Annotated in this window: 21 protein-coding genes; 6 read left to right on the top strand and 15 right to left on the bottom strand. The window is 73.2% G+C overall.

Annotated elements, in window-relative coordinates; translation table 11 throughout:
• Nucleotides 1–10 precede the first annotated feature (10 nt).
• Nucleotides 11–1,486, top strand: coding sequence for a glycosyltransferase family 2 protein (locus tag TNCT1_RS11265; protein ID WP_143630729.1), 1,476 nt, complete (start codon nt 11–13; stop codon nt 1,484–1,486).
• 50 nt (nt 1,487–1,536) lie between these two features.
• Entirely contained in the window at nt 1,537–4,278 is a 2,742-nt protein-coding gene (locus tag TNCT1_RS11260; protein ID WP_160160392.1) for a CDP-glycerol glycerophosphotransferase family protein, read from the top strand.
• 88 nt (nt 4,279–4,366) lie between these two features.
• Here the strand turns inward: TNCT1_RS11260 and TNCT1_RS11255 are convergent, their stop codons facing one another.
• The 5 genes from TNCT1_RS11255 to TNCT1_RS11235 all read right to left on the bottom strand — a co-directional run bounded on the left by TNCT1_RS11255 (nt 4,367) and on the right by TNCT1_RS11235 (nt 11,123).
• Nucleotides 4,367–6,496 (bottom strand): 3-hydroxyacyl-CoA dehydrogenase NAD-binding domain-containing protein, encoded by a 2,130-nt coding sequence (locus tag TNCT1_RS11255; protein WP_143630727.1) that lies wholly within the window; start codon nt 6,494–6,496, stop codon nt 4,367–4,369.
• Complete coding sequence (locus tag TNCT1_RS11250; protein WP_143630726.1) at nt 6,493–7,713, bottom strand: acetyl-CoA C-acyltransferase; 1,221 nt, start codon at nt 7,711–7,713, stop codon at nt 6,493–6,495. The genes TNCT1_RS11255 and TNCT1_RS11250 overlap by 4 nt, the downstream gene beginning before the upstream one ends.
• A 326-nt stretch (nt 7,714–8,039) precedes the next feature.
• Nucleotides 8,040–9,335, bottom strand: coding sequence for a ribonuclease D (locus TNCT1_RS11245; protein ID WP_143630725.1), 1,296 nt, complete (start codon nt 9,333–9,335; stop codon nt 8,040–8,042).
• Between the two features lie 169 nt (nt 9,336–9,504).
• Nucleotides 9,505–10,164, bottom strand: a complete 660-nt coding sequence (locus tag TNCT1_RS11240; protein WP_061914881.1) for a response regulator transcription factor — start codon at nt 10,162–10,164, stop codon at nt 9,505–9,507.
• A 281-nt stretch (nt 10,165–10,445) separates the two neighbouring features.
• On the bottom strand, nt 10,446–11,123 hold the full coding sequence (locus TNCT1_RS11235) for a DUF3000 domain-containing protein (protein WP_143630724.1): 678 nt from the start codon (nt 11,121–11,123) through the stop codon (nt 10,446–10,448).
• Nucleotides 11,124–11,219: 96 nt separating this feature from the next.
• On the opposite strand from TNCT1_RS11235, the gene hemE reads away from it, so the two are divergent.
• Complete coding sequence (hemE, locus tag TNCT1_RS11230; RefSeq protein ID WP_143630723.1) at nt 11,220–12,287, top strand: uroporphyrinogen decarboxylase; 1,068 nt, start codon at nt 11,220–11,222, stop codon at nt 12,285–12,287.
• A 34-nt stretch (nt 12,288–12,321) separates the two neighbouring features.
• Here the strand turns inward: hemE and TNCT1_RS11225 are convergent, their stop codons facing one another.
• Nucleotides 12,322–13,146, bottom strand: a complete 825-nt coding sequence (locus tag TNCT1_RS11225; RefSeq protein WP_143630722.1) for a rhomboid family intramembrane serine protease — start codon at nt 13,144–13,146, stop codon at nt 12,322–12,324.
• 122 nt (nt 13,147–13,268) lie between these two features.
• On the opposite strand from TNCT1_RS11225, the gene TNCT1_RS11220 reads away from it, so the two are divergent.
• A complete protein-coding gene (locus TNCT1_RS11220; RefSeq protein ID WP_143630851.1) occupies nt 13,269–13,529 on the top strand; it encodes a hypothetical protein in 261 nt (86 codons plus the stop codon).
• 5 nt (nt 13,530–13,534) lie between these two features.
• Here TNCT1_RS11220 and TNCT1_RS11215 read toward each other — a convergent pair whose 3' ends face one another.
• Both TNCT1_RS11215 and TNCT1_RS11210 read right to left on the bottom strand, forming a co-directional pair.
• Entirely contained in the window at nt 13,535–14,935 is a 1,401-nt protein-coding gene (locus TNCT1_RS11215; RefSeq protein ID WP_143630721.1) for an FAD-dependent oxidoreductase, read from the bottom strand.
• Between the two features lie 61 nt (nt 14,936–14,996).
• On the bottom strand, nt 14,997–15,962 hold the full coding sequence (locus TNCT1_RS11210; RefSeq protein ID WP_143630720.1) for a DUF4349 domain-containing protein: 966 nt from the start codon (nt 15,960–15,962) through the stop codon (nt 14,997–14,999).
• 173 nt (nt 15,963–16,135) lie between these two features.
• Here TNCT1_RS11210 and hemG point away from each other — a divergent pair, with 173 nt between their 5' ends.
• Nucleotides 16,136–17,590: a protoporphyrinogen oxidase gene (gene hemG / locus TNCT1_RS11205; protein WP_143630719.1), complete on the top strand. Its 1,455-nt coding sequence runs from the start codon at nt 16,136–16,138 to the stop codon at nt 17,588–17,590.
• A 4-nt stretch (nt 17,591–17,594) separates the two neighbouring features.
• Nucleotides 17,595–18,326 (top strand): hydrogen peroxide-dependent heme synthase, encoded by a 732-nt coding sequence (hemQ, locus tag TNCT1_RS11200; protein ID WP_143630718.1) that lies wholly within the window; start codon nt 17,595–17,597, stop codon nt 18,324–18,326.
• 13 nt (nt 18,327–18,339) lie between these two features.
• Here hemQ and TNCT1_RS11195 read toward each other — a convergent pair whose 3' ends face one another.
• The 7 genes from TNCT1_RS11195 to TNCT1_RS11165 all read right to left on the bottom strand — a co-directional run bounded on the left by TNCT1_RS11195 (nt 18,340) and on the right by TNCT1_RS11165 (nt 25,424).
• Entirely contained in the window at nt 18,340–19,965 is a 1,626-nt protein-coding gene (locus tag TNCT1_RS11195) for an alpha/beta hydrolase (RefSeq protein WP_143630717.1), read from the bottom strand.
• A 147-nt stretch (nt 19,966–20,112) separates the two neighbouring features.
• A complete protein-coding gene (locus TNCT1_RS11190) occupies nt 20,113–20,898 on the bottom strand; it encodes a TIGR04222 domain-containing membrane protein (RefSeq protein ID WP_143630716.1) in 786 nt (261 codons plus the stop codon).
• A gap of 96 nt (nt 20,899–20,994) precedes the next feature.
• The gene (locus TNCT1_RS11185) at nt 20,995–21,765 is read right to left on the bottom strand and encodes a DUF4142 domain-containing protein (protein WP_143630715.1); all 771 of its coding nucleotides are present in this window, start codon (nt 21,763–21,765) and stop codon (nt 20,995–20,997) included.
• A 105-nt stretch (nt 21,766–21,870) separates the two neighbouring features.
• Nucleotides 21,871–23,445 (bottom strand): DUF692 domain-containing protein, encoded by a 1,575-nt coding sequence (locus tag TNCT1_RS11180; RefSeq protein WP_143630714.1) that lies wholly within the window; start codon nt 23,443–23,445, stop codon nt 21,871–21,873.
• A 100-nt stretch (nt 23,446–23,545) separates the two neighbouring features.
• The gene (locus TNCT1_RS11175) at nt 23,546–24,265 is read right to left on the bottom strand and encodes a peptidyl-tRNA hydrolase (RefSeq protein WP_143630713.1); all 720 of its coding nucleotides are present in this window, start codon (nt 24,263–24,265) and stop codon (nt 23,546–23,548) included.
• Nucleotides 24,266–24,353: 88 nt separating this feature from the next.
• Nucleotides 24,354–24,545 (bottom strand): hypothetical protein, encoded by a 192-nt coding sequence (locus TNCT1_RS11170; RefSeq protein ID WP_143630712.1) that lies wholly within the window; start codon nt 24,543–24,545, stop codon nt 24,354–24,356.
• Between the two features lie 18 nt (nt 24,546–24,563).
• Entirely contained in the window at nt 24,564–25,424 is an 861-nt protein-coding gene (locus TNCT1_RS11165; protein ID WP_143630711.1) for a polysaccharide deacetylase family protein, read from the bottom strand.
• Nucleotides 25,425–25,507: the final 83 nt, after the last annotated feature.

Here is a 25,507-nt window from a genome sequence, read left to right as displayed (position 1 = left end):
AGGAGGAGCAATGTCCCAAGCCAGCCGTGACGTGACGGTCGTCGTGCCGTTCCGCGACGTCCAGACCTTCTTCGCCGAGTTCCTGCAGTCGGTCGCCGCGCAGACGGCCTTCGCGCGCGCCCACGTGATCCTCGTGGACAACGGCAGCAGCGACCAGTCCGTGGCGATCGCGGGCGAGTTCGCCGACCGGCACCCGAACGTCGACCTGGTCTCGCAGCCCCAGGGTCGGGCCGGCGACGCGCGCAACATGGGCATGGACATGGCCACGACGCCGTACATCGTCTTCTGGGACGCCGACGACACCGTGCCCGAGGGGTCCCTGGAGGTGCTGCGGAACACCATCGTCAAAACCCGGGCCACGGTCGTCGTGGGCCGCGAGAAGCACGTTCCGAAGCCGGTCAAGGCGCCGTGGCACAAGTACTTCGGCAAGAGCGTCAAGACCGTGAGCAGCGTCGTCGACATACCCGACCTGATCCACTCGGCCTCCTGCTGGAACAAGATCTTCGACCTCGACCTGCTGCGCTCCCAGGGCATCCGGTTCGGTACCGGCACCGCCTTCGAGGACGCCTACGTCTCGCTGCCCGCGCTGCTGCTGTCGGAGCGCATCGCGCTGGTCGACGCGCCCGTCTACGAGTACCGCAGGCGCGGCGACGGCACCTCCGTCATGGACACCATCTGGGACCTCCCGCAGAACTACGCCGACCAGCTGGTGATGCTGGAGTACCTCGCGGGCATGCGCCAGCAACTCACGCCGTACGAGCAGGAGACGCTGGAGCGGTTCCTCGTCCGCAGCATGCAGGGCTTCCTGCTGCGGGCGCCGCGGGTCTTCGGCGAGGCCGACTGCCGGCAGCTCTTCGAGCGCTGCCGCACGCTCTACTGGGGTATCACCTCGGAGCAGTTCGCCCGCAGCACGAACGACACCCGGCACCGCATCCCCTACCTCGCCCTGCACTACGGGGACTTCGACCTCTTCTACCGTCCGGCGTCCGTCCTCGGCTCGGTCTTCGGACGCGAGGGGGACCTCTACGTCGACTATCCGGGGACGTCCTGGGGGCTGCCGCTCACCAAGGTCACCTCGGTCCCGGCCCGGATCGAGGGAATCACCGCCGGTGAGGGCGGTACGGCGGTGATCCACGGCCGCTTCTCGCTCAACGGGTTCCCCGACGAGCTGCTGGCCAAGCTCGAACTGCAGGTGTGGTTCGAACGCAGCGGCAAGACCGTCCCCGCGGTGAACCACGGGCAGGCGCACGACCGGCCGGGCGAGGCGGGTGCCGTCTTCAGCGTCACCGTCGACCCCCGGGACTTCCCGGCCGGGTCCTTCCCCGTGCGCCTGGTGCTGTGCACCAGGGGCCGGGACGTCTCGCGCCCCTGCGCCATCTCCCCGGCGCTGGTCCAGCAGCAGGGCGCCGGCGGGCTCCACGGCCTGGCACGCCTCACCGCCGAGGGCGGGAACGCCCAGCTCGTCATCGAGTCCACCCAGCACTGATCAGGGTCCGCTCCAGAAATGGGGTCTGCGGCAGAAAACAGGAGTCATACGTGTTCGATCCCCTCTACGACGTCGCCGTCGTCGTGCCCGTCTTCAACGTCGCGAGATACCTCCAGGAGTGCCTCGACTCGCTGGCGCGGCAGACCATCTTCAGCCGCTGCCAGGTGATCCTCGTCGACAACGGCAGTGACGACGACTCGCCCGCGATCGCCGCGGACTTCGCCGCTCGGCATCAGAACGTGTGGGCGCTCGTGCACCCCGAGGGAAAGGCCGGCGGCGCCAGGAACGCGGGTCTCGAACTGGTCAGCGCCCGCTACGTCACCTTCTGCGACTCCGACGACGTCCTGCCCGACGACGCCCTGGAGACCATGTGGCGCACGGCGGTCAAGGAGCGCGTGCCGCTCACGATCGGACGCATGGAGACCTTCCCGGAGGAGACCAACTGGCCCTGGCTCCGCTACTTCGCCAAGCATGTCCAGGTGCATCCCGGGATCGAGAACATCCCGGAGATGATCCACGGCGGCAGCGCCTGCCACAAGCTCTTCGACGTCGAGTTCATCCGCGCGAACGACATCCGGTTCCGCGAGGGAGTGCACTTCGAGGACGCCTTCTTCTCTGTTCCCGCCATGCTGCTCGCGGACCGCATCGCGATGGTGCCGAACGTGGTCTACCGGTACCGCAAGCGCGCTGCCGCGGACTCCACCATGGACAAGCTGTGGGAGCGCACGGAGAACTACTGGGACCACCTCCTCCTGGAGGAGTACCTGATGACGCTCCGCCCCCGCCTCTCCGGCCACCGGCAGGAGGTCCTCAACCGGTTCCTGGTGCGCAGCTACCAGGGCTTCGCCCTGCGCGCGCCGCAGGTGCTGCCGGAGGAGGAACTGCTCAGGCTCTTCTACCGGGCCCGCGCCGTCTACACGCAGGTGCCGCCCGACGCGGTCCTGGCCTCCACCCACGACACCCGCCACCGGGTGCCGTTCCTGGCGATGTACATGAACCTCTACGAGCTCTTCGCGCGCCCGGAGCAGGAGATCAGCGGGGTGTACGGGCGAGGCGGCGACCTCTACCTCGACATCACGGTGCCGAGCGCGCTGCTCCCGCTGACCAAGATCTCCGCCACCAGCGTGCACGTGGAACGGATCCAGCCGGATCCCGGGTCCGGCGGGATCCTCGTGGCCGGCCGGTTCGTGCTCAACGGGTTCCCGATGGGCCGGCCCATGCGCAACCCCATGCAGCTGTGGGTGGAGAAGAGCGGGCAGCTGGTGACCGCGCAGCAGGTGTGGCGCAGCGACCTGCTGGCGACGCGCGACGACCTCGCCTGGGGCGGCTTCGAGGCGCTCGTCCCGGCAGACGCCCTCAAGGACGGCGAGTTCCCGCTGAAGCTGGTGTTCTGCACCGCCGGCCGCGACGTCTCGCGCCCGTGCATGACCACCACCGCGATGCTGCGCGCCGCCCGCCCCATGAAGGTCGCGGACCGGTGGATCCTCCCGCTGTCGAAGGGGAAGGACAACGCGGTGCTGGTGGTCAAGGAGGCGCTGGGCCGGGACGGCGACCGGGCCTGGGAGAAGTTCCTCGAGGGCATGGACGAGGAGCAGAAGCAGCGCAAGGCGCCCTTCTGGCGCGCCCGCGCCATCCGGCGGGCCACGCTCAGGTTCTACCGCCGCAAGGAGATCTGGCTGGTCGGCGAGCGCAAGGACACCGCGCAGGACAACAGCCTGCACCTGTTCAGGTACCTGCGCACGCACGAGCGGCGCCGCAAGGCCTACTACGTCATCGACAAGGACAGCGCGGACCGGGCCAAGCTGAAGCGCCTGGGGAACGTGGTGGCGCACAGCTCCTGGAAGCACAAGCTGCTGATGCTGCACGCGTCGCTGCTCATCAACGCCTACGACATCGACTCGTACATGCTCCCCGACGGCTGGGACCGCACGAAGTACCTCAAGCACCTGAACTGGCGCGTGGGGGCCCGGCGGGTCTTCCTGCAGCACGGCGTCACCGACGAGGACGGCAGCAAGGCCCTGCACCGCAACCGCACCGGTGTGGACCTGGTGTTCGCCACCAGTGACCGGGAGGCCCGGTACTTCTCCGAGCACATGCACTACGGGGACCAGGCCAAGGCGCTGGGCTTCCCGCGGTTCGACGCGCTGCAGCCGGACCGCGGCCGGCGGCGTGTGCTGCTGATGCCGACCTGGCGCAAGTACCTGACCGTCCCGTCCTACCTCCAGCAGGACGGCGCCGGCCAGGACGCGGTCGACGAGATCTTCCGGGAGTCGACCTACCGGGAGTTCCTGGTGCAGTTCCTGAGCCACCCGAAGCTGATGGAGGCGCTCGAGCACTACGACTACGTGCTCGACTTCCTGCCGCACTACGAGATGCGCAACATGGTCGGCGGGGTCGTACCGGACCACCCCCGGGTGCAGCGCCTGGACCAGACGAAGGTCAGCGTCCAGACGGCGCTGCGCCAGTGCGACCTGTTCATCACCGACTGGTCCTCGGTCCACTTCGACATGGCCTATCTCGGCACGCCGCTCGTCTACGCCCGGTTCGACCCGGACGAGTACTGGGCGAAGCACGCCAGGAAGGGATACTTCGACGCGGCGCAGGACGGGTTCGGACCGGTGTGCGGCAACGTGGAGGAAGTGGTCAACGAAGTGATCCGCTACCTCGGCAACGGGTGTGTCCGCGAGCCGGAGTACGACTACCGGGCGCGCGCGTTCTTCGCCTTCGAGGACCGCGACAACTGCGCCCGCGCGACGGCCGCGATCGCGGAGCTGGCCGCGTCGGACGTGTGAGACACGAAGAGGCGTGGGGGGACCACGCGACCGGCCGCAGCCGGTCCGCGGTCGCCCCACGCCTCGGAGCTTCGCGCGGGCGGAACGCCTACGCCGGCACGCTCGCCACGCCCGCCGCCAGGAACCGCTTCCCGTTCACCCGCTCGGAGACACCCTCGCGGTCCAGGTACGGCGTGATGCCGCCCAGGTGGAAGGGCCAGCCGGCGCCCGTGATCAGGCAGAGGTCGATGTCCTGGGCCTCGGCGACGACGCCCTCGTCGAGCATCAGGCCGATCTCCTGGGCCACCGCGTCGAGGACGCGGGCGCGGACCTGCTCCTCCGTCAGGACGGAGTCGCCCTGCTTCAGCAGCGCGGCGACCTCCGGGTCCAGCTCGGGCTTGCCGCTGTCGTAGACGTAGAAGCCGCGCTTGCCCGCCTTGACGACGGCCGCGAGGTTCGGGGAGACCGTGAAGCGGTCCGGGAAGGCCCGGTTGAGGGTCTCCGAGACGTGCAGGCCGATCGCCGGGCCGACCAGCTCCAGCAGGACCAGCGGGGACATCGGCAGGCCGAGCGGCTCGATCGCCTTCTCGGCGACCTCGACCGGGGTGCCCTCGTCGATCACGTTCTGGATCTCGCCCATGAAGCGGGTCAGGATGCGGTTCACGACGAACGCCGGGGCGTCCTTGGTGAGGACCGCGGTCTTCTTCAGCTTCTTGGCGACGGCGAAGGCCGTGGCCAGCGAGGCGTCGTCGGTCTTCTCGCCGCGGACGATCTCCAGCAGCGGAAGGATCGCGACCGGGTTGAAGAAGTGGAAGCCGACGACCCGCTCGGGGTGCTTCAGCTTCGACGCCATCTCCGACACCGACAGCGAGGAGGTGTTGGTGGCGAGGATCGCGTGCGCCGGGGCGACCGCCTCGACCTCCGCGAACACCTGCTGCTTGACGCCGATCTCCTCGAAGACCGCCTCGATGACGAAGTCGGCGTTCGAGAAGCCCTCGGCCTTGTCCAGGACACCGGTCACCAGCGCCTTGAGGCGGTTGGCCTTGTCCTGGTTGATCCGGCCCTTGCCGAGCAGCTTGTCGATCTCGGCGTGGACGTAACCCACGCCCTTGTCGACGCGCTCCTGGTCGATGTCGGTCAGGACGACCGGCACCTCCAGGCGACGCAGGAACAGCAGGGCGAGCTGGCTGGCCATCAGACCGGCGCCGACGACGCCGACCTTGGTGACCGGGCGGGCCAGGTTCTTGTCCGGGGCGCCCGCGGGACGCTTGCCGCGCTTCTGGACGAGGTTGAACGAGTAGATGCCGGCGCGCAGTTCGCCGCCCATGATCAGGTCCGCGAGGGCCTGGTCCTCGGCGTCGTAGCCCCGCTGCAGGTCGCCGTCCTTGGCGGCCGCGATGATGTCCAGGGCGCGGTAGGCGGCCGGGGCCGCACCGTGCACCTTGGAGTCCGCGACGAAGCGGCCCCGGGCGACGGCCTGGTCCCAGGCCTCGCCGCGGTCGATCGCCGGGCGCTCGACGACGATCTCGCCCTTGAGGACGGCCGCCGTCCAGATCAGCGACTGCTCGAGGAAGTCGGCGCCCTCGAAGATCGCGTCGGCGATCCCGAGCTCGTAGACCTGCTCGCCCTTGAGCTGCTTGTTCTGGTTGAGGCTGTTCTCGATGATGACCGAGACGGCCTTGTCGGCGCCGATCAGGTTCGGCAGCAGCGCGCAGCCGCCCCAGCCGGGGACCAGGCCGAGGAAGACCTCGGGCAGCGAGAACGCCGGGATCGCCGCGGAAACGGTCCGGTAGGCGCAGTGCAGGCCGACCTCGACGCCGCCGCCCATCGCCGCGCCGTTGTAGTAGGCGAAGGTGGGCACGGCCAGCTTCGACAGGCGCTTGAAGACCTCGTGGCCGCCCTTGCCGATGGCCAGCGCGTCCTCGTGCCGCGTCAGCAGCTCGACGCCCTTGAGGTCGGCGCCGACCGCGAAGATGAACGGCTTGCCGGTGATGCCGACGCCGACGATGCCGCCGTCCGCGGCCTCCTTCTCGACCTGGTCGATGGCGGTGTTCAGGTTCGCCAGCGAGGCCGGGCCGAAGGTGGTCGGCTTGGTGTGGTCCAGGCCGTTGTCCAGGGTGATGAGCGCGAAGCGCCCGGCGCCCATGGGCAGGTCGAAGTGGCGCACGTGCGCCTGCGTGACGACCTCGTCCGGGAACAGCTCGGCCGCACCCTTCAGGAGTTCAGCGGTGGTGCTCACTTGTCGCCTCCGTCGAAGTGCGGGTTCTCCCAGATGACCGTCGCGCCCATGCCGAAGCCGACGCACATGGTGGTCAGGCCGTAGCGGACGTGCGGCTGCTCCTCGAACTGGCGGGCCAGCTGGGTCATCAGCCGGACGCCGGAGGAGGCGAGCGGGTGGCCGAAGGCGATCGCGCCGCCGTACTGGTTGACGCGCTCGTCGTCGTCCGCGATGCCGTAGTGGTCCAGGAAGGCCAGCACCTGGACGGCGAAGGCCTCGTTGATCTCGAACAGGCCGATGTCGGAGATGGACAGACCCGCCTTGGCGAGGGCCTTCTCCGTGGCCGGGATCGGGCCGTAGCCCATCACCTCGGGCTCGACGCCGGCGAAGGCGTAGGAGACCAGGCGCATCTTGACCGGCAGGCCGTTCTCGCGGGCGAAGTCCTCGCTCGCGATGATCGACGCGGTGGCGCCGTCGTTCAGGCCGGCCGCGTTGCCGGCGGTGACCCGGCCGTGCACGCGGAACGGGGTCTTCAGACCGGAGAGGTTCTCCAGGGTGGTGCCCGGGCGCATCGGCTCGTCGGCGGTGACCAGGCCCCAGCCCGTCTCGCCGGCCTCGGGGCTGGTGCGGCGCACCGAGATCGGGACCAGGTCGGCCTGGATCTTGCCGTTGGCGTACGCCTTGGCGGCCTTCTCCTGCGAGCGCACGGCGTACTCGTCGGCGCGCAGCTTGGTGATGTGCGGGTAGCGGTCGTGCAGGTTCTCGGCGGTCATGCCCATGAACAGGGCGGACTCGTCGACCAGCTTCTCGCTCACGAACCGCGGGTTGGGGTCCACGCCCTCGCCCATCGGGTGGCGGCCCATGTGCTCGACGCCACCGGCGATGACGGCGTCGTAGGCGCCGAAGGCGATCGAACCGGCGGTGGTCGTCACGGCGGTCAGGGCGCCGGCGCACATGCGGTCGATCGAGTAGCCGGGGACGGACTGCGGCAGGCCCGCGAGGATGCCGGCCGTGCGGCCGAGGGTCAGGCCCTGGTCACCGATCTGCGTGGTCGCCGCGATGGCCACCTCGTCGATCTTCTTCGGGTCCAGACCGGGGTTGCGGCGCAGCAGCTCCCGGATCGCCTTGACGACGAGGTCGTCGGCACGGGTCTCGTGGTAGATGCCCTTCGGGCCCGCCTTGCCGAACGGGGTGCGGACGCCGTCTACGAAGACGACGTCCCTGACGGTACGAGGCACGATGGCTCTCCTCCAGGGTGCGGGATGCTGAGCGCTTGCTTACGGGCCATGCTACTTGTGAGTAACGTGACTGCCCAGTCCTCCCCCCGGCGGGAGCGGTGAACGTCACACCGATGGAGGCGCCGAGTCCTCGCGGCAGCCGTCGCGTACCGGGTGCGGGCCGCACCCGTTCCCGCCGGCGGCACGGCGAGGGCCCGCGCCCCTCAAGGGGACGCGGGCCCTCGGGCGCCACGCGGCGGGGCGTGCGCGCCGCGTCTCGGAACCGCTGAGCGGGGCGCCCGGACGCACCCAGGATCTTGGCGTGAATTCGACGTTCGGGTTCCGCTTCAGGCGCCCGTGCCCGCGCCGGACAGCGCCGCGACCAGCACGGGGGTCACCTGCTCCACCTGCCAGGGCCGCGCCCCGTGGCCGGCCAGCGCGTCCGCCACCGTCCCGGCGTCCACCGGGGCCGGCGGCTCCCAGCACACCCGTCGCACGGTGTCGGGGGAGACCAGGTTCTCCTGCGGCATGCCGAGCTGCTCGGCCAGCGCCGACACCCCCGCCCGTGCGGCCGCCAGCCGGGCCGCGGCGGCGGGGTCCTTGTCGGCCCACGCCCGCGGCGGCGGCGGTCCGGTGACCGGCTGCCCCGGCTGGGGCAGCTGCGCCTCGGGCAGCGCCCTGGCCCGGTCGACCGCCGCCTGCCACTGCTCCAGCTGCCGGCGTCCCACCCGGTGCCCGAAGCCGTTGAGCGCGGCCAGCGCATGCACGTTGGCCGGGAGCGAGAGCGCGGCCTCCACGATGGCCGCGTCCGACAGCACCTTGCCCGGGGACACGTCCCGCCGCTGGGCGATCCGGTCCCGCGTCTCCCACAGCTCGCGCACGACGGCGAGCTGCCGGCGCCGCCGCACCTTGTGCATCCCGGACGTACGCCGCCAGGGCTCCTTGCGGGGCTCGGCGGGCGGCGCCGCCGCGATCGCCGCGAACTCCTGCAACGCCCAGTCGAGCTTGCCCTGCCGGTCCAGCTCCTTCTCCAGGGCGTCGCGCAGGTCGACCAGGAGTTCCACGTCGAGGGCGGCGTAGCGGAGCCAGGGCTCGGGCAGCGGCCGGGTCGACCAGTCGACGGCGGAGTGGCCCTTCTCCAGGACGAAGCCGAGCACGCCCTCCACCATGGCGCCGAGGCCGACCCGGGGGAACCCGGCGAGCCGGCCGGCCAGCTCGGTGTCGAACAGCCGGGTCGGCACCATGCCTATTTCCCGCAGGCAGGGCAGGTCCTGGGTGGCGGCGTGCAGCACCCACTCGACGCCGGCCAGCGCCTCGCCGAGACCGGAGAGATCGGGACAGGCCACGGGGTCGATCAGCGCGCTGCCCGCACCCTCCCGGCGGAGCTGCACCAGGTAGGCGCGCTGGCCGTAGCGGTAGCCGGAGGCGCGCTCGGCGTCCACGGCGACGGGGCCGGAGCCCGCGGCGAAGGCGGCGATCACCTCGGCGAGCGCCTCCTCGTCGGCGATCACGGGCGGGATGCCCTCGCGGGGTTCGAGCAGCGGAGTCGGCGCCCCCAGCACAGAAGCCCCGGCGTCGTCCGGAGGGGTGGCTCCGGTGGTGCGCACGGAACTGTCTGATGCGGTCTCTTGGGCGTCGGTCACCTGTCAAGGGTATCCGGGCACGGACGGCGCCCGTCGACGGAACGTTCCGTCGACGGGCGCCACAGGGTCGTAAACCAGTCAGGCCGGTGAAACTTCCGGTTCATATGAGTGAACGAATGACGCGCTCACGGGTCGGTACGGAGGAATCGGCAGGGGGTCGGTGGACGGGTCAGTGGATGATGCCGGTCCGCAGCGCCACGGCCACCATGCCGGCCCGGTCGCCGGTGCCGAGTTTGCGGGCGATGCGGGCCAGGTGGCTCTTCACGGTCAGCGCGGACAGGCCCATGGAGACGCCGATGGCCTTGTTCGACTGGCCTTCCGCGACCAGGCGGAGCACCTCCACCTCCCGCCCGGACAGCTCGCGGTAGCCGCCCGGGTGGCTCGGGGCACCCGGGGGGCGGCGGTGCATACGGGCGGCGGCGCCGAGGGGAGCGGCGCCGGGCCGGCTGGGAAGGCCGATGTTGGTACGGGTTCCGGTGACCACGTAGCCCTTGACTCCGCCCGCCAGGGCGTTGCGGACGGCGCCGATGTCGTCGGCGGCCGAGAGGGCCAGCCCGTTGGGCCAGCCCGCGGCGCGGGTCTCGGACAGCAGGGTCAGGCCGGAGCCGTCGGGCAGGTGGACGTCGGCGACGCAGATGTCGCGGGGGTTGCCGATGCGGGGACGAGCCTCCGCGACGGACGAGGCCTCGATGACGTCGCGTACACCGAGCGCCCACAGATGGCGGGTGACGGTGGAACGGACGCGCGGGTCGGCCACGACCACCATGGCGGTCGGCTTGTTCGGGCGGTAGGCGACCAGGCTTGCGGGCTGCTCGAGGAGAACGGACACCAGGCCTCCTGGGTGGGGGGACGGGGCCGGCTTGTGGGGAGGAAGCCGGGACGAAACGTGCTTTCAGGGTCACAGTCGTCTTCGGCAGCGGAGCCGTGCGCCTTTAGGAAATGATCACGATCTAGTGAGTAACAATCCGTTCAATTCGGACATGCTGTCGATCACCCGAAGATCGAATCGGTTCGAGCCGATGCGATTCGAGTGCAGAAAGTGGCCGTATCGACAAAGAGAGAGTCAATGGGACGCCCATCAGGATGAACCCGGCACGGCCGGCGCCCGGGTCACCGTGACTGCGGACCCCTGCGCTGCGGCAGGGTCACCACCGAGGCGTCGCCCGGACCGGCCGGCGGGAGCCCGCCCACCTGCGCCAGCAGATCGCACCAGGAGGCGAGGTGCGCGGCGGTGTCCGGCACCCCGCCGAGGCCCTCGCGCGGCGTCCAGGAGGCGCGGATCTCGATCTGGGAGGCGGCCGGGCGGGCGGAGAGCCCGCCGAAGTAGTGCGAGCTCGCGCGCGTGACGGTGCCGCTCGGCTCGCCGTACGTCAGCCCGCGCGCCTGCAGCGCCCCGGTCAGCCACGACCAGCACACCTCCGGCAGCAGCGGATCGGCCGCCATCTCCGGCTCCAGCTCCGCGCGCACCAGCGTCACCAGCCGGAAACCGCCCTGCCAGGCTTCGTGCCCGGCCGGGTCGTGCAGCAGCACCAGCCGGCCGTCGGCCAGGTCCTCGTCGTCGTCCACCACCGCGGCCTCGAGCGCGTACGCGAAAGGGGCGAGCCGCTGCGGGGCGGGCGTCGGCTCCACCTCGATCTGCGGCCGCAGCCGCGCGGTGCGCAACGCGTCGACCGCGGCCAGGAACGCCGGCGGCGCCCCCGTGCCCGTCCCGCCCTCCGCCTGGGCGGAGTCCTTCGCGTCGTCCATTCCGTCAGCGCCGTCCGACAGTCGTCCCTGAGCCGCAGCCATGCGGGGAAGAGTAAGGGGAACAGCGCCCCCGTGCAGGGAGGACACCCCTTGGGGCGGGCGCACTTCTCGCTTCGCGGGCGTGCGAGACTTGCCGACGTGAGTGCCAACCCAAGCCCCACGGGCAAGCAGCCGACCGCGACGTACGACAGCGCCTTCCTCAAGGCGTGCAGGCGCGAACCCGTGCCGCACACCCCCGTGTGGTTCATGCGCCAGGCCGGCCGCTCGCTGCCCGAGTACCGCAAGGTGCGCGAGGGCGTCGCCATGCTCGAGTCCTGCATGCGGCCCGAGCTGGTCACCGAGATCACGCTGCAGCCGGTGCGCCGGCACGACGTGGACGCGGCCATCTACTTCAGCGACATCGTCGTCCCGCTCAAGGCCATCGGCCTCGACCTCGACATCAAGCCCGGCGTCGGCCCGGTCGTGGAGCAGCCGGTGCGCACCCGCGCCGACCTCGCCCGGCTGCGCGACCTGACCCCCGAGGACGTCTCCTACGTCACCGAGGCGATCGGCATGCTCACCCGCGAGCTGGGCGCCACCCCGCTGATCGGGTTCGCCGGCGCGCCGTTCACCCTGGCCAGCTACCTGGTCGAGGGCGGCCCCTCGCGCACGTACGAGAACGCCAAGGCGATGATGTACGGCGACCCGCAGCTCTGGGCCGACCTGCTGGACCGCCTCGCCGACATCACGGCCGCGTTCCTGAAGGTGCAGATCGAGGCGGGCGCCTCCGCGGTGCAGCTCTTCGACTCCTGGGCCGGCGCGCTGGCCCCGGCCGACTACCGCAGGTCGGTCATGTCCGCCTCGGCGAAGGTGTTCGACGCCGTCGCCGGGTACGGCGTCCCGCGCATCCACTTCGGCGTCGGCACCGGCGAGCTGCTGGGGCTGATGGGCGAGGCCGGCGCGGACGTGGTCGGCGTCGACTGGCGCGTCCCGCTGGACGAGGCCGCCCGCCGGGTCGGCCCCGGCAAGGCGCTCCAGGGCAACCTCGACCCGACGGTGCTGTTCACCGACAAGGACACCGTCGAGGCCCGCGCCGCCGAGGTGCTCGACGCGGCCGCCGGCCTCGAGGGGCACGTCTTCAACCTCGGCCACGGCGTCATGCCGAACACCGACCCGGACGCGCTGACCCGGCTCGTGGACTACGTCCACACCCGCAGCGCCCGCTGAGCGCGGCCGCTCGCCGCGGGCTCACCGCACCGGCTCACCACACCTGGCGGGGCCGCGCCTGCCTGCCGAACACCAGGCGGCGCGGCTCCGGCGGCGGCGGGGTGCCCGGCTTGAGCGGCCAGGCCAGCAGCATGCCCACCACGAAGCCCACCACATGGGCCGAGTAGGCCACCGTCCCGGCCCCGGACACGCCGTGCCCGGAGGAGTACACCGCCTGCAGCCCGAACCAGAAGCCCAGCACCAGCCAGGCGGGCAGCCGCAGCGGCAGGAAGACCAGGAACGGCACCAGCACCCAGACCCGGGCCCTGGGGTACAGCACCAGGTACGCCCCCAGCACACCGGCGATCGCCCCGGACGCCCCGATCAGCGGGTCCGCGGAGGAGGCGTTGAGCAGCGCGAAGCCGTAACCGGCCGCGTAGCCGCAGAAGACGTAGAAGAGGAAGTAGCGGATGTGGCCCATCCGGTCCTCGACGTTGTTGCCGAAGATCAGCAGGAAGAGCATGTTGCCCAGCAGGTGCAGCCAGCCGCCGTGCACGAACATCGCCGTGAACACGGACAGCGCCGGGGACTTGTCGTAGCCGGGCGGCGCCACCACGCAGCCCGGGCCGTGCGGGCCCACTCCCACCGCGCCGGTCGGCACCAGCCGGGGCATCCGGCCGTGGATCAGCTCCCGGGGCACCGCCGCGTAGTGGTCCATGAAGGCCTGCAGATGGCACAGCCGCGCCAGTTCGCCCGAGCCCGGCACGGAACCGGCGCCGCCGGGCATGGCGAGGAAGACGAGCACGTTGGCGGCTATGAGGGCGTACGTCACGTACGGGGTGCGACGTGCCGGGTTCACGTCATGGACGGGGATGACCACACAGGAGTACTGCCCGGGATACGGCGGGTGAATCGGTGAACGCCGCCGGGGCGGGCCCCGTATCTCCTGTCAACCGACGTGAGGATCAGGCGATGAGTGCGAACGCTCCGCAGGTGACGGCGATGCAGGCGCTGCCCGACGGCGAGGCCGAACTGTCCTTGGTGGTACGGCTCCCCTGGGAGGACGTCGCCCGGCTCGGCCAGGAGGCCGGACGGCTGGCGGCGCAGATGCAGCGGCCGGTGACCCTGGACGAGGCGGTGAGCCACCGGCTGCGCTCCACCCGGCCGGCCGCCTCGCACGCGAGGCCCGCGGGGGAGCAGCCCGCCGCGGTGACGGCTGGCGGGGGCGTCACCTCCCTGCCGCGGATCAGCACTACGGCCTGAACCGCCTACCGCTGACCGGCCCGCACCTTCGCCGTCGCCTTTCTCGCCGCCACCAGGACCGGATCCCACACCGGCGAGAAGGGCGGGGCGTACCCGAGGTCGAGGGCCGTCATCTGCTGCACCGTCATCTGCGCGGTGAGCGCCACCGCCGCGATGTCGACCCGCTTGCCCGCGCCCTCCCTGCCGACGATCTGGACGCCGAGCAGCCGGCCCGTGCCGCGCTCGGCGAGCATCTTGACCGTCATCGGGGAGGCGCCGGGGTAGTAGCCGGCCCGGCTGGTCGACTCGACGGTGACCGTCTCGAACCGCAGGCCCACCCGGCGGGCGTCCTTCTCGCGCAGGCCGGTGCGGGCGATCTCCAGGTCGCATACCTTGCTGACGGCCGTGCCCACCACACCCGGGAAGGTGGCGTAGCCGCCGCCCGCGTTGGTGCCGATGACCTGGCCGTGCTTGTTGGCGTGGGTGCCCAGCGGAACGTACTGCTCCTGCCCCGAGACCAGGTTCAGCACCTCCACGCAGTCGCCGCCCGCCCAGATGTCCTCGTGGCCGCGCACCCGCATCGCGAGGTCGGTGAGCAGGCCGCCGTGGGCGCCTACGGGCAGCCCCGCAGCGCGGGCGAGCGAGGTCTCCGGGCGCACGCCGATGCCGAGGACCACGATGTCCGCCGGGTACTCGGCGTCCTCGGTGGCCACCGCGCGGACCCGGCCGTCGTCGCCGGTGAGCAGCTTGGTCACCTCGGCGTCGTTCACCATGGTGATGCCGAGGCCCTCCATGGCCCGGTGCACCATGCGCCCCATGTCCGGGTCCAGGGTCGACATGGGCTCCTTGCCGCGGTTGACGACCGTCACCTCGAAGCCCCGGTTGATCAGCGCCTCGGCCATCTCCACGCCGATGTACCCGGCGCCCACGACCACCGCGCGGCGCCCGGGCGCCCGCTCCAGCGAGTCCAGCAGCGCCTCGCCGTCGTCCAGGGTCTGCACCCCGTGCACACCGGGCGCGTCCACGCCCGGCATGTCGGGGCGGACCGGGCGGGCGCCGGTGGCGATGACGAGCCGGTCGTACGCCGTCCACGACTCCCCGCCGGAATCGACGTCACGCGCGCGCACCCGCTGCCCGGGCACGTCGATCTCGACGACCTCGGTGCGCATCCGCAGGTCGATCCCGCGCGCGCGGTGCTCCTGCGGGCTGCGCGCGATCAGCCCGTCGCGCTCGGGCACGTCGCCGCCCACCCAGTACGGGATCCCGCACGCCGAGTAGGAGCTGAAGTGGCCCCGTTCGAAGGCCACGATCTCCAGTTCGTCCGGGCCCAGCATCCGGCGCGCCTGCGACGCCGCGGACATCCCCGCGGCGTCGCCGCCGATCACCACCAGCCGGCGCCTGCCGTCCCGCCCACCGTTCATGCTCATGCGAACACGCTACGGTGCGCGGTCGTTCCGGCGCCGGGCGGGCCCGCCCGGCGCCGGCGCGTCAGTCCCGGCCGGGCTCGCGCGCCGGGTCCGCCGCCGGACGCGCGTGCGGCAGCGTGCCCGGCGCGGCGGGCACCGGCGCGGGTACCGGCTCCTGGCGGCGCCGCAGCCGCGGGCGGACGAGCCGCGCCCACACCAGCGCCAGCACGGCGGCGAGCGCCGCGAACGGCAGCAGCGCGCCCAGGACGAGGGCGATCCAGCGCAGCATCGTGACGAACGCGTGCCAGCCGCCCGACAGCGCGTCCGCGAAGCCGGGCGTGCCGTCCTCGGCGGCCTTCCGCACCGGCGTCCCGGACAGCGACAAGGTGATGGTCGCCAGGCTGGTGCGGTCCTTCAGGGACGCCTGGCGGGCGAGCAGCGCCTCCAGGTCCGCCTCCCGGCTGCTCAGCTCGCCCTCCAGGGTGACGACGTCGCTCAGCTTGTCCGCCCGGTCCATCAGCGTCCGGATCCGGGCCACGCTCGCCCGCTGCGACTTCACCCGGCTCTCCACGTCCACCACCTGGTCGGTGACGTCCTGTGCCTTGACGGTGCGCTCGACGAGCCGTCCCGTGCCCTGCAGATCGCCCAGGACCTCCTCGTACCGCGCGGCCGGCACTCGCAGCACCACGCGCGTGTACTCGTGGCCGTCGGCGTCCCGGCCGGTGTTCTCGGAGCCGACGTAACCGCCCGCGCTCTCGGCGGTCGTACGGGCCTCGTCCAGCGCCTTGGGCACGTCCTTGACCTCGACGGTGAGCGAGGCGGTGCGGATGACGGCGCTCGGCGCGGCCGCTCCCGCCCGGCGGGCGGACTTCGCGTCCTGCGCCCCGCTGCCGCCGGCGCCCGCCTGCGACGCCGCGCCGTCCGCGGCGGACTTGGCGTCACCGGCGCCCGAGTCCCCGCCGGCGCTGCACCCGGCCAGCGCCAGACAGGCGGCGAGCAGGACCCCGGTGAGGGCCCGGACGGTTCGTACGGGACGTGGTGCGCGCATGGCGTTACCCCCGATGGCGGTGAGACACGACGGCTGTGACCTCTGACGCTCCTTCGACGCCCGGGCGGCCCGGGACGTTGGGGTCCGCCGGTTCCGATGCGGTCACGGTCCGGACTCGTACCGGACACCGGGCCGGGGCGGGACCGCGGGCGGGGTCTGAGAGAGTGGGGGCCATGAGCACAACGGGTACGCGGTACGGGCACGTCGTCGTCGTGGGAGCCGGGATCTCGGGGCTGGCCGCCGCCCACCGGCTGCTGCGGCGCGGCGCCCGGGTGACCGTGCTCGAGGCCTCCGACCGGGTCGGCGGAAAGCTGCTCCCCGGCGAGATCGCCGGCGTCCGGGTGGACCTGGGCGCCGAGTCGATGCTGGCCCGCCGGCCCGAGGCGGTGGCCCTCGCGCGCGAGGTGGGCCTCGGCGAGCGGCTGCAGCCGCCGGCCACCGCGACCGCCTCGATCTGGACCCGCGGCGCCCTGCGCCCCATGCCCAAGGGGCATGTGATGGGCGTTCCCGGCACCGCGGCCGCCCTCGCCGGCGTGCTGTCCGACGAGGGCCTCGCCCGTATCGAGCGCGACGCCGAACTGCCCCGCACCGAGATCGGCGACGACGTGGCGGTCGGCGAGTACGTGGCCGCGCGGCTCGGCCGGGAGGTCGTCGACCGGTTGGTGGAACCGCTCCTGGGCGGGGTGTACGCGGGCGACGCCTACCGCATCTCGATGCGCTCGGCCGTCCCGCAGCTCTTCCGGGCGGCCCGCGACCACGACTCCCTCACCGAGGCCGTGCGCGGCATCCAGGCCGAGGCCGAGGCGAAGCGGCAGACCGGGCCGGTGTTCATGGGCATCGAGGGCGGTGTGGGCCGGCTGCCGCTCGCGGTCGCCGACGCGGTGCGCGCCCTCGGCGGCGAGATCCTCTGCCGCACGCCGGCGACCGGGCTGCGCCGGGAGGCGTCCGGCCGCTGGCGGATCACCGCGGGGGAGCGGACGCTGGAGGCCGACGCGGTGATCGTCGCCGTGCCGGCGCCGGCCGCCGCCGCGCTGCTGAGCGCCGAGGCCCCGGGGGCCGCCGCCGAACTCGCCGCCGTCGAGTACGCCTCGATGGCCCTGGTCACCCTCGCCTACCGGCGCACCGGACTGGCGCTGCCCGAGGGCAGCGGGTTCCTGGTGCCGCCCGTCGACGGCCGCACCATCAAGGCCTCCACCTTCGCGTCCCGGAAGTGGGGCTGGATCGCCGAGGAGGACCCGGACGTGGTCGTGCTGCGCACCTCGGTCGGCCGGCACGGCGAGACCGAGATCCTCCAGCGCGAGGACGCCGAACTGGTCGCCGTCTCCCGGCACGACCTGCGCGAGGCCACCGGCCTTGACGCCGTGCCGCTGGAGACCCGGGTCACCCGCTGGACCGACGGGCTGCCCCAGTACCCGGTGGGCCACCACGCGCGCGTGGCCCGCGTCCGCGAGCACGTCGCCGGGCTGCCGGGCCTCGCGGTGTGCGGCGCGCAGTACGACGGCGTCGGCATCCCGGCCTGCGTCGCGAGCGCCCACGCGGCCGTGGACCAGCTCGGCGGCGACCTCGGCGGTGTGCGCAGGCTGACGGCCGACCCGGTGCAGAGCCTGCACGGCGGAGCGGGAGAATAGGAACATGAGTGACGACGCCCCCTCCACCGAGACCGGCAGGATCCCGAACAAGGGCAAGCTGGCCAAGGACCTCAACGAGGTCATCCGCTACACGCTGTGGTCCGTCTTCAAGCTGAAGGACGTGCTCCCGGAGGACCGCGCGGGCTACGCCGACGAGGTCCAGGAGCTGTTCGACCAGCTCGCCGCGAAGGACGTGACGGTCCGCGGCACGTACGACGTCTCCGGCCTGCGTGCCGACGCCGACCTGATGATCTGGTGGCACGCCGAGACCAGCGACCAGCTCCAGGAGGCGTACAACCTCTTCCGCCGCACCAGGCTGGGCCGCGCGCTGGAGCCGGTGTGGTCGAACATGGCGCTGCACCGCCCCGCCGAGTTCAACCGCTCGCACATCCCGGCGTTCCTCGCCGACGAGACGCCCCGCAACTACGTGAGCGTCTACCCCTTCGTGCGCTCCTACGACTGGTACCTGCTGCCCGACGAGGACCGCCGCCGCATGCTCGCCGACCACGGCAAGATGGCCCGCGGCTACCCGGACGTGCGCGCCAACACCGTCGCCTCCTTCTCGCTCGGCGACTACGAGTGGATGCTGGCCTTCGAGGCCGACGAGCTGTACCGCATCGTCGACCTCATGCGCCACCTGCGCGGCTCCGAGGCCCGCAGGCACGTCCGCGAGGAGGTCCCGTTCTTCACGGGGCGCCGCAAGGACATCGCCGACCTGGTGGCGGGCCTGGCCTGACGGCCCGGCCGGCTCAGGCGGCCTTGCCCTTGAGGGCGTCCCGTTCGGGATGCCGGGCGGCCGCCCGGACCCCGGGTCTCGGCTCCGGGCGCGGCGCGCACGCGGCGCGCCGCCCCGGGACACGGCCTTCGAGCAGGTAGCCGTCCAGGTGGCCGTTCACGCACGCGTTGGGGCCGCCCGCGATGCCGTGCGTGCCGGCGTCCCGCTCGGTCACCAGCGCCGAGCCGGCCAGCCGCCGGCTCATCTCCAGCGCGCCCGAGTACGGTGTGGCCGCGTCCCGCTCGGCGGCCAGGACCAGCACCGGCGGCAGCTCACCGGGCCCGGTCCGCACGTCCAGCGGCTGCTGCCGGGGAGCCGGCCAGTAGGCGCAGGGCAGGTTCGTCCACGCGTTGTCCCAGGTCTCGAAGGGCGCCCTGCGCGCCAGCCGGGTGTTGTCGCGGTCCCACACTCTCCAGTCCGTCGGCCAGGGCGCGTCGTTGCACTCGACGGCCGTGTAGACCGCGCTCGCGTTCTCCGCCCCGGCGGCCGTCGCCCGGTCCGGCGCGGCCAGTGCCACCAGCGCCCTGGCGTCGCCCTTCAGATAGGACGACAGCGCGGCGGCCCGGCCCGGCCAGTAGTCGTCGTAGTACCCGGCCATGAGGAACGCGTCCTGGAGCTGGCCCGGCCCTACGACACCGCCCGCCGCCCTGCCCGCGAGCCGGCCGCGCGCGGTGTCGTAGGCGAGCTGCACCGCGGCGGGCGTGGCCCCGAGCCGGTACACGTCGTCGTGCCGGGCGACCCACTCGCGGAAGTCCGCCCAGCGGTCCTCGAACGCGGCGGACTGGTCGAGGTTGTCGCGATACCAGACCTTCTGCGGGTCCGGGTCCACCGCCGAGTCCAGCACCATCCGCCGCACGTGCGAGGGGAACAGCGTCGCGTACACCGCGCCGAAGTAGGTGCCGTACGAGGCGCCCAGGTAGGTCAGCCGGTCCTCGCCCAGCGCCGCCCGCAGGACGTCCAGGTCACGGGCGTTGTTGAGCGAGTTGTAGAACCGCAGCGCGCTCCCCGACCGCTCGGCGCAGCCGCGCGCGTACGCCTTCGCCCGGGCGATCCGCTGCCGCTTGTACCGCTCCGAGGGGTGCAACGGCGCATCGGTGGGCGCCTGGACGAAGCGATCGGGCGCCACGCAGGACAGCGGCGCCGAACGGCCCACCCCGCGCGGGGCATAGCCGACGAGGTCGTACGCGGCGGCGATCCGCCGCCACTCGGGCCGGGCGCCGGCCGCCGGGAAGTACATGCCGGAGGCTCCGGGGCCGCCCGGGTTGTAGACGAGGGCGCCCTGCCGGGGCACCTTCCGCTTGCTGTTGCGCGGGTCCTTCTGGGTGGCCCGGGCCCGGCTGACGGTCAGCTCGATCTGCCTGCCGCCGGGCCGCGCGTAGTCCAGCGGGACGCGCACCGTGCCGCACTCGAGGCTCCGCGGGGCGTCCCGCCCGTCGCACCGCGTGAACGCGATGCCGGCCTCACGCGCCCGCTGGACGGCCACCGCGGTCCCGCGCGACTCGGCGGACCACGGCGTGCCCGCGGCGCCGTCCGCCGGAGCCGCGGCCAGGGCCGACAGGAGCAGGGACCCGGCGGCCGAGTACAGGGCGGCAGCTCTCATCGCGTATCCCTCCGGTGCGCGGCGGCGGTGGCACGACTGCCACGGCCCGGCGATCACACAAGGGATGGTTCGTCCGTCCCCGGGCGAAGGCAAGCACCGCGCGGCGGTGTCTGCGTCAATACGCCCGGTGCGCCCCGCCGCGCGGTCTCACTCCCCCCGGCGCTGGTCGCGGTGGGCGAAGGCCGCGCGCAGTTCCGGCTCGCCGACCGCCCGGACGCCCCGCACGGCGACGGACGTCAGGAAGGACCGCTCGTCGCCGTCACCGGCCGGCCGCCGGGGCAGCGCGCCCAGCAGCCGCTGGCCGGCGGGCGAGGCCCAGCGCGAGCGGGGGTGCGCCTCGATCCGGGCGATGGCCAGACAGCTCACGGTCAGCACGAGGGGCAGCGCGAACCACAGGGCGACGAGGAACCTCGGCATCCCGGTCTGGGCCGGCATCAGCAGCGCGGCGAGCCCCAGCGCGCACACGGCCAGGGCGGCGGCCCGCACCTGGCGGACGCCGTCCGCCACGGTCGTCCGCGCGCCGTCCGGCACCGCGAGCCCCGCGCGCACCAGCCCGTCGGAGAGCCGCCGTACGGCCTCGGCGCCGGCCGCTGCCGCCCGTACCGGGGCGATCCTCGACTGGCCCTCGGGCCCTATCGCGCCTATGACGGACCGTTCGATGTCGTCGCGGCCGCGCGGGTCCACGACCGTGGCCCAGCCGGTGTGCGCGAGCAGCAGCCGCCGCTGCCGGGCCATGGAGACCATGGTGACGTCGGCGACCCGCGCCGGGCCGCCGGACAGGAACGCGGCCTCGTACAGCGTCAGATCGTGCTCCGGGTCCGTCGGGACGCCGTCGGAGTCGAGGTCCGCCGAGCGGACCGCGGCCAGGCACAGCCGGGTGCACGCGACGCCGGCGAACGCCCAGGCCAGAATCAGCAGAAGGACCCAGAACATGACGTGTTTCTATGCCAGGGGCCTGAGAAACGCCATGGCCGTTCCAGCATCCGGACCGAGTGTGGCCGGTATGTGACGTTCCGTTTGCCTCGCAGGTCAGGGGGCGTCGACCGGGAGCGGGGCCGTGGTGGCGGGCGGCATCGAGTACGGCCCGGACGGCGAGGGCGCGACCGGCACCGCGGATCCGGCGTCGGTGAGCGGGGGCGTCGGCACGGGGGAGGGGGTGGCCGCGAGGTCCCGGGCCAGCGCGGAGAAGTCGACGTACCCGGTCGCCTCCAGGACCTTGATGTGGTCCAGCACGGTCGTGTTGGCGTCGTCGGCCAGATCGCGCACCAGCGCGTTCTGGGTGCCCGCGCGCACCTCGGCGACCAGTGAGAACACCCGGCCGTGGGCGAGGCGCAGCAAGCCCGCGAACTGCCGGTCGAACTCCTGGCCCTGAGCACCGCGAAGCGTGGCCAGCCACTGCTTCTGCTGGACGTTGGGCTCGTCGGGCAGCGGCACGCCGAGGCGGGCGGCGACGGTGCGGTCGTGCGCGTCGAGCGAGGTGTGCCCGTCGATCAGGTGCTGTCCCGCGTCCCGTACGGCCTGCGTGGTGCCCTTCTCCAGGGCCAGCCGGCCGGCCGGCAGCTCCCACAGCCCCGCCAGCCGGACCTTCGTGACGAAGTCCCGGTCCTGTTCGGACAGCGGACCGTACGGCGTCGTCACGGTCCGCGCGGCGAGGACCCGGGCGCCGGCCGTGCCGTCCTGCCGGCCGGCGTAGGACCACAGCGGGAACAGCAGCGCCGCGGCGGTCGCCGCGAGGGCCGTGATGATGAGCCCGGTGCCGCTGAACACACCTCGGCCCTGGACGGGGGGTCGCGGTCGCATGGTGCCTCCTGCACCGCACTCCGGGGCGCTGGGTGCGGGGTTGGCATATTACTGCGGGACCGGGCGAACGGGTCACGGCGGATGGCCCGGGGCGGACCGGGCGGATCAGGACCTGCGCAGCAGCACCCGTGCCCGGGCCGCCAGTCCCCGCGGCCGGGGCGCCGGGCCCGCGCGGTGCAGCCACCACTCGCGCAGCTCACGCCGGGTCCCCGGGTCGTCCGGGCGGCCCAGCTTCAGCAGGTGCCCCGCGAAGTCCAGCGCGTCCCGGCGGTAGCCGCCGCTCATCGGCAGGCTCCGGGCGTACGCCAGGAACGCCGCCCGGTACCCGTCCCCCAGGATCGCCGGCAGCTCGGGCGCCACCTTCGCCACCACGCCCGCCCGCTTCGCCGCGAGCGCCCGCGCCTGCACCCCCATCCGGGCCCGGTCGAACCCCTCCGGCACCGGCGTCCCGGCCACCAGCGAGGACAGCACCGCGGCCTGCGCGACACCGAGCCGCTGCCGGACCCCGTCCCCGGCCGGGACCGTGCCGGCCGTCGTCGCCGCGGCCGTGTCTTCCGTCGCCGTGGCCGCGTCGTCCGCTGCCGCAGTCGGGCCGGCCACTGCCGTGGCCGGGCTGTCCATCGCTGTGGCTGGGCCGTTCACTGCCGCAGCCGGGCTGTTCACTGCGGTGGCCGTGCCGTCCACCGCCGCACTCGGGCCGTTCACCGCCGTGGCCGCGGAGGCGACCGCCGGACCGCCGCCCCCCACCCGGCCACGGCCCCCCACCCGGCTGCCATCCACCGCCGCACCGCCTCCCGCGGTCCGGGCCTCCGGCGTGCCGGGCTTTCCCGTCCCCGTCGAGCGGGCCGCCCCCGCCGCACCCGCGGCCACGGCCTCCCGGACGACGTCCAGCTCCCGCCGCAGCTCGGCCGGCCCGGGGAAGTCGTCGTCGCGTTCCAGCAGCACCCCGGGCGGCGTGACGCGGGACGCGAGGTCGGTCAGGATGTCGAGCACGGCGCGCGGCACGGGGTGCGCGTGGCTGTCGTGCCAGACGCCGTCGCGTTCGAAGCCGCCCGCGACGTGCACGTACGCGATGGCCTCCAACGGCAGTGCGGCGAGGGCCGCCACCGGGTCCTCGCCCCGGTTGACGTGGTTGGTGTGCAGGTTGGCCACGTCGACGAGCAGCCGTACGCCGGTGCGTTCGACCAGTTCGGACAGGAACTGCCCCTCGGTCAGCTCCTCGCCCGGCCAGGAGAACAACGCGGCGATGTTCTCCAGGGCCAGCGGCACCGGCAGCGCGTCCTGGGCGATCCGCACGTTCTCGCACAGCACGTCCAGCGCGTCCCGGGTGCGCGGCACGGGCAGCAGGTGGCCGGCCTCCAGGTGCGGGGAGGCGGTGAGCGCGCCGCCCGCCCGTACGAACGCGATGTGCTCGGTGACCAGGGGCGCGCCGAGCGCCGCCACCCGCTCGGCGAGTGCCGTCAGCCGTCCCGGACCGGGCCGCTCGGCTCCGCCGAGGCCGAGGGAGACGCCGTGCGGGATCACGGTCACGCCCCGCTCGCGCAGCCGCAGCAGCGACTCGGGGAGGTGGCCGGGGCAGACGTTCTCCGCCACGACCTCCACCCAGTCGATGCCCGGCATGGCCTCCACGGTGTCCGCGATCTCCGGCCGCCAGCCGATCCCCGTCCCCAGTCGCGGCATGACCGCACCCCCTCCTCCGAATGACGGGGGTATGGCCCCGCCGGGGACCGCCCAACCCTGAGCGGCGCGCGTTCAGAGCAACATTTGAGCTTCCCGGCGGTTACCGGCGCAGCGCGGGATGGTCGGCGACGACCGTGCAGGAGCCGGGGGCGATCTCTGTGAAGCCCGCGTCGCGGACCAGCGGCAGCGCGCCGTCCGTCAGCCGGGGCCAGTCGGCGGGGGCGGCGGTGCGCACGGAGAGCGGGAAGCCCTCCTCGCGCCAGGTGTCGCGGTCGCCGGGGGACAGGGCCCACCAGGCGAGCTGGGCGCCGTGCCCGGCCTGCGCCATCGTCTTGCCGGCCGACATCTGCAGTTCCGGGTTGAGCCACAGCACGGGCCGGGCGCGGTCGGCGCCGGCCGGCGGCTCCGGGTCGTCCAGCTCCGTTCCCGACACCTGGAGCTTCGCCAGGTCCTTGGGCCAGCCGTCCAGCGGGACCGGCGGGAAGACCCGCACCTCCGCGGACTTGCCGGTCACCGTGATGCCGGGCAGCGCCTCGGCGCGCCGCCACTCCGCGCCGCGGGCCCGCCGCACGACCTTGCGGATCCGGGCGTCCTCCCAGTTCCGTACCGCCTCGGCCCACTCGCCGTCCCCGAGGGCCCGGTCGTCGCTGAGCATGAGCAGCACCGCGCGGGCGGCGGTCTCCAGCGCGTCGGTACGGGCGGGCGGCGCGCTCTTCTCGATCCGCACGACGAGCGGCAGCACGAACTGCGGCGCCTCGTCGCGCGGGTTGCGCTCGGCCTGGAAGGGGCTGTCACCTGGGGCGGCTGCGGCTCGACTCACAAGGGCCCAGCTTACGAGGCGCCCGCTCCGGCCCGGCCCGGGCCCCCGGGCGTGCGTCCGGGTCCTGGCGCGCCGCCCAGGGCCCGGCTCAGCCCGAGCAGGCGGTGCGCTGGGCCTCCTGCCACTCGCACGGCGGGCACAGGGTGATGCCCCTGTACGACTCCGGGTACTCCGTGGGCTCCCGGCACAGTACGCACTCGGCGTACGGCGGTCCGCCGGCCTCGGGCGGCCGGGCGGCGTCGACGATCATGCAGTAGGTCTCGTCGTCCTTCTCGGTCATGCCTTCAGGGTAGGACGGTCACCGGTGACCCTTGGTCTGCCCGATCAGCTCGGAGACCTTGACGAACCGATAGCCCTGTCTGCGCAGCTCCGGGACGACCGCGCGGACCACGCGCTCGGTCGTGGGGGCGGCGCTGCGGGTGCAGTGCATGACGACCACCGAGCCCGGCTTGACGCCGTCCAGGACCTGCTTGGCGACCGCGTCCGCGTCCGTGGCGAACGCGTCCCCGCTCACCACGTCCCACTGCACCGCGGTGACCCCCGTCCCGCTGAGCGCGCGCAGCGCCTGACGGTCGTAGCAGCCGCCCGGGAAGCGGAAGTACGGCAGCGGATTCGACACGCCGGCCTTCCGCAGGGCGGCGTACGCCCGCTCGACGTCCTTGCGCATCCCGGCCGCGGCGACGGTCGGCAGGCCGTAGCAGTCACTGGTGAAGGCGTAGTGGCTGTAGGAGTGGTTGGCGACCTCGAACTGCGGGTCGTGGCCGAGGGAACGGGCCTGGGCCGGGTACTGCTCGGCCCACCGTCCGGTCATGAAGACGGTCGCCGGGACCTTCAGCAGGCGCAGGGTGCCGATCAGGTCCGGGTTGTCGAAGTGCTCGCCGGCGGCGGCGCGGGGGCCCTGGTCGGCGGTCATGTCGGCGTCGAAGGTCAGCGCGACGGTCTTGCCGAGATCGCGCGGGCCGTGCTCGAACACCGGGGTCAGGCCGCCCGGGCCCGGGGCGAGGACCGGGGGCCGCGGGGCGGACGGGGAGACGGAGGGGGCGGGGGCGGGGCCGGAGTGCGCAGGGCGGGCCGGTCCGGGGCTGCCCGCGGTACCGCAGGCGGCGAGGGCCGCGCCGAGGGCGCAGAGGGCGGTGAGGCGGCGTACGGAAGCGATCACCGTATGAAAATAGGACTTAACGGTCCATCGATGGGTGAATCGGCCGCGGCGCGGCGGCGCCGTCACCCGCGCGGCGGGAGCCC

Source organism: Streptomyces sp. 1-11, assembly GCF_007176755.1.
GTDB lineage: Bacteria > Actinomycetota > Actinomycetes > Streptomycetales > Streptomycetaceae > Streptomyces.
The sequence above is the reverse complement of the archived record's forward strand: the minus strand, read 5'-3'. Positions and strand labels throughout refer to the sequence as shown.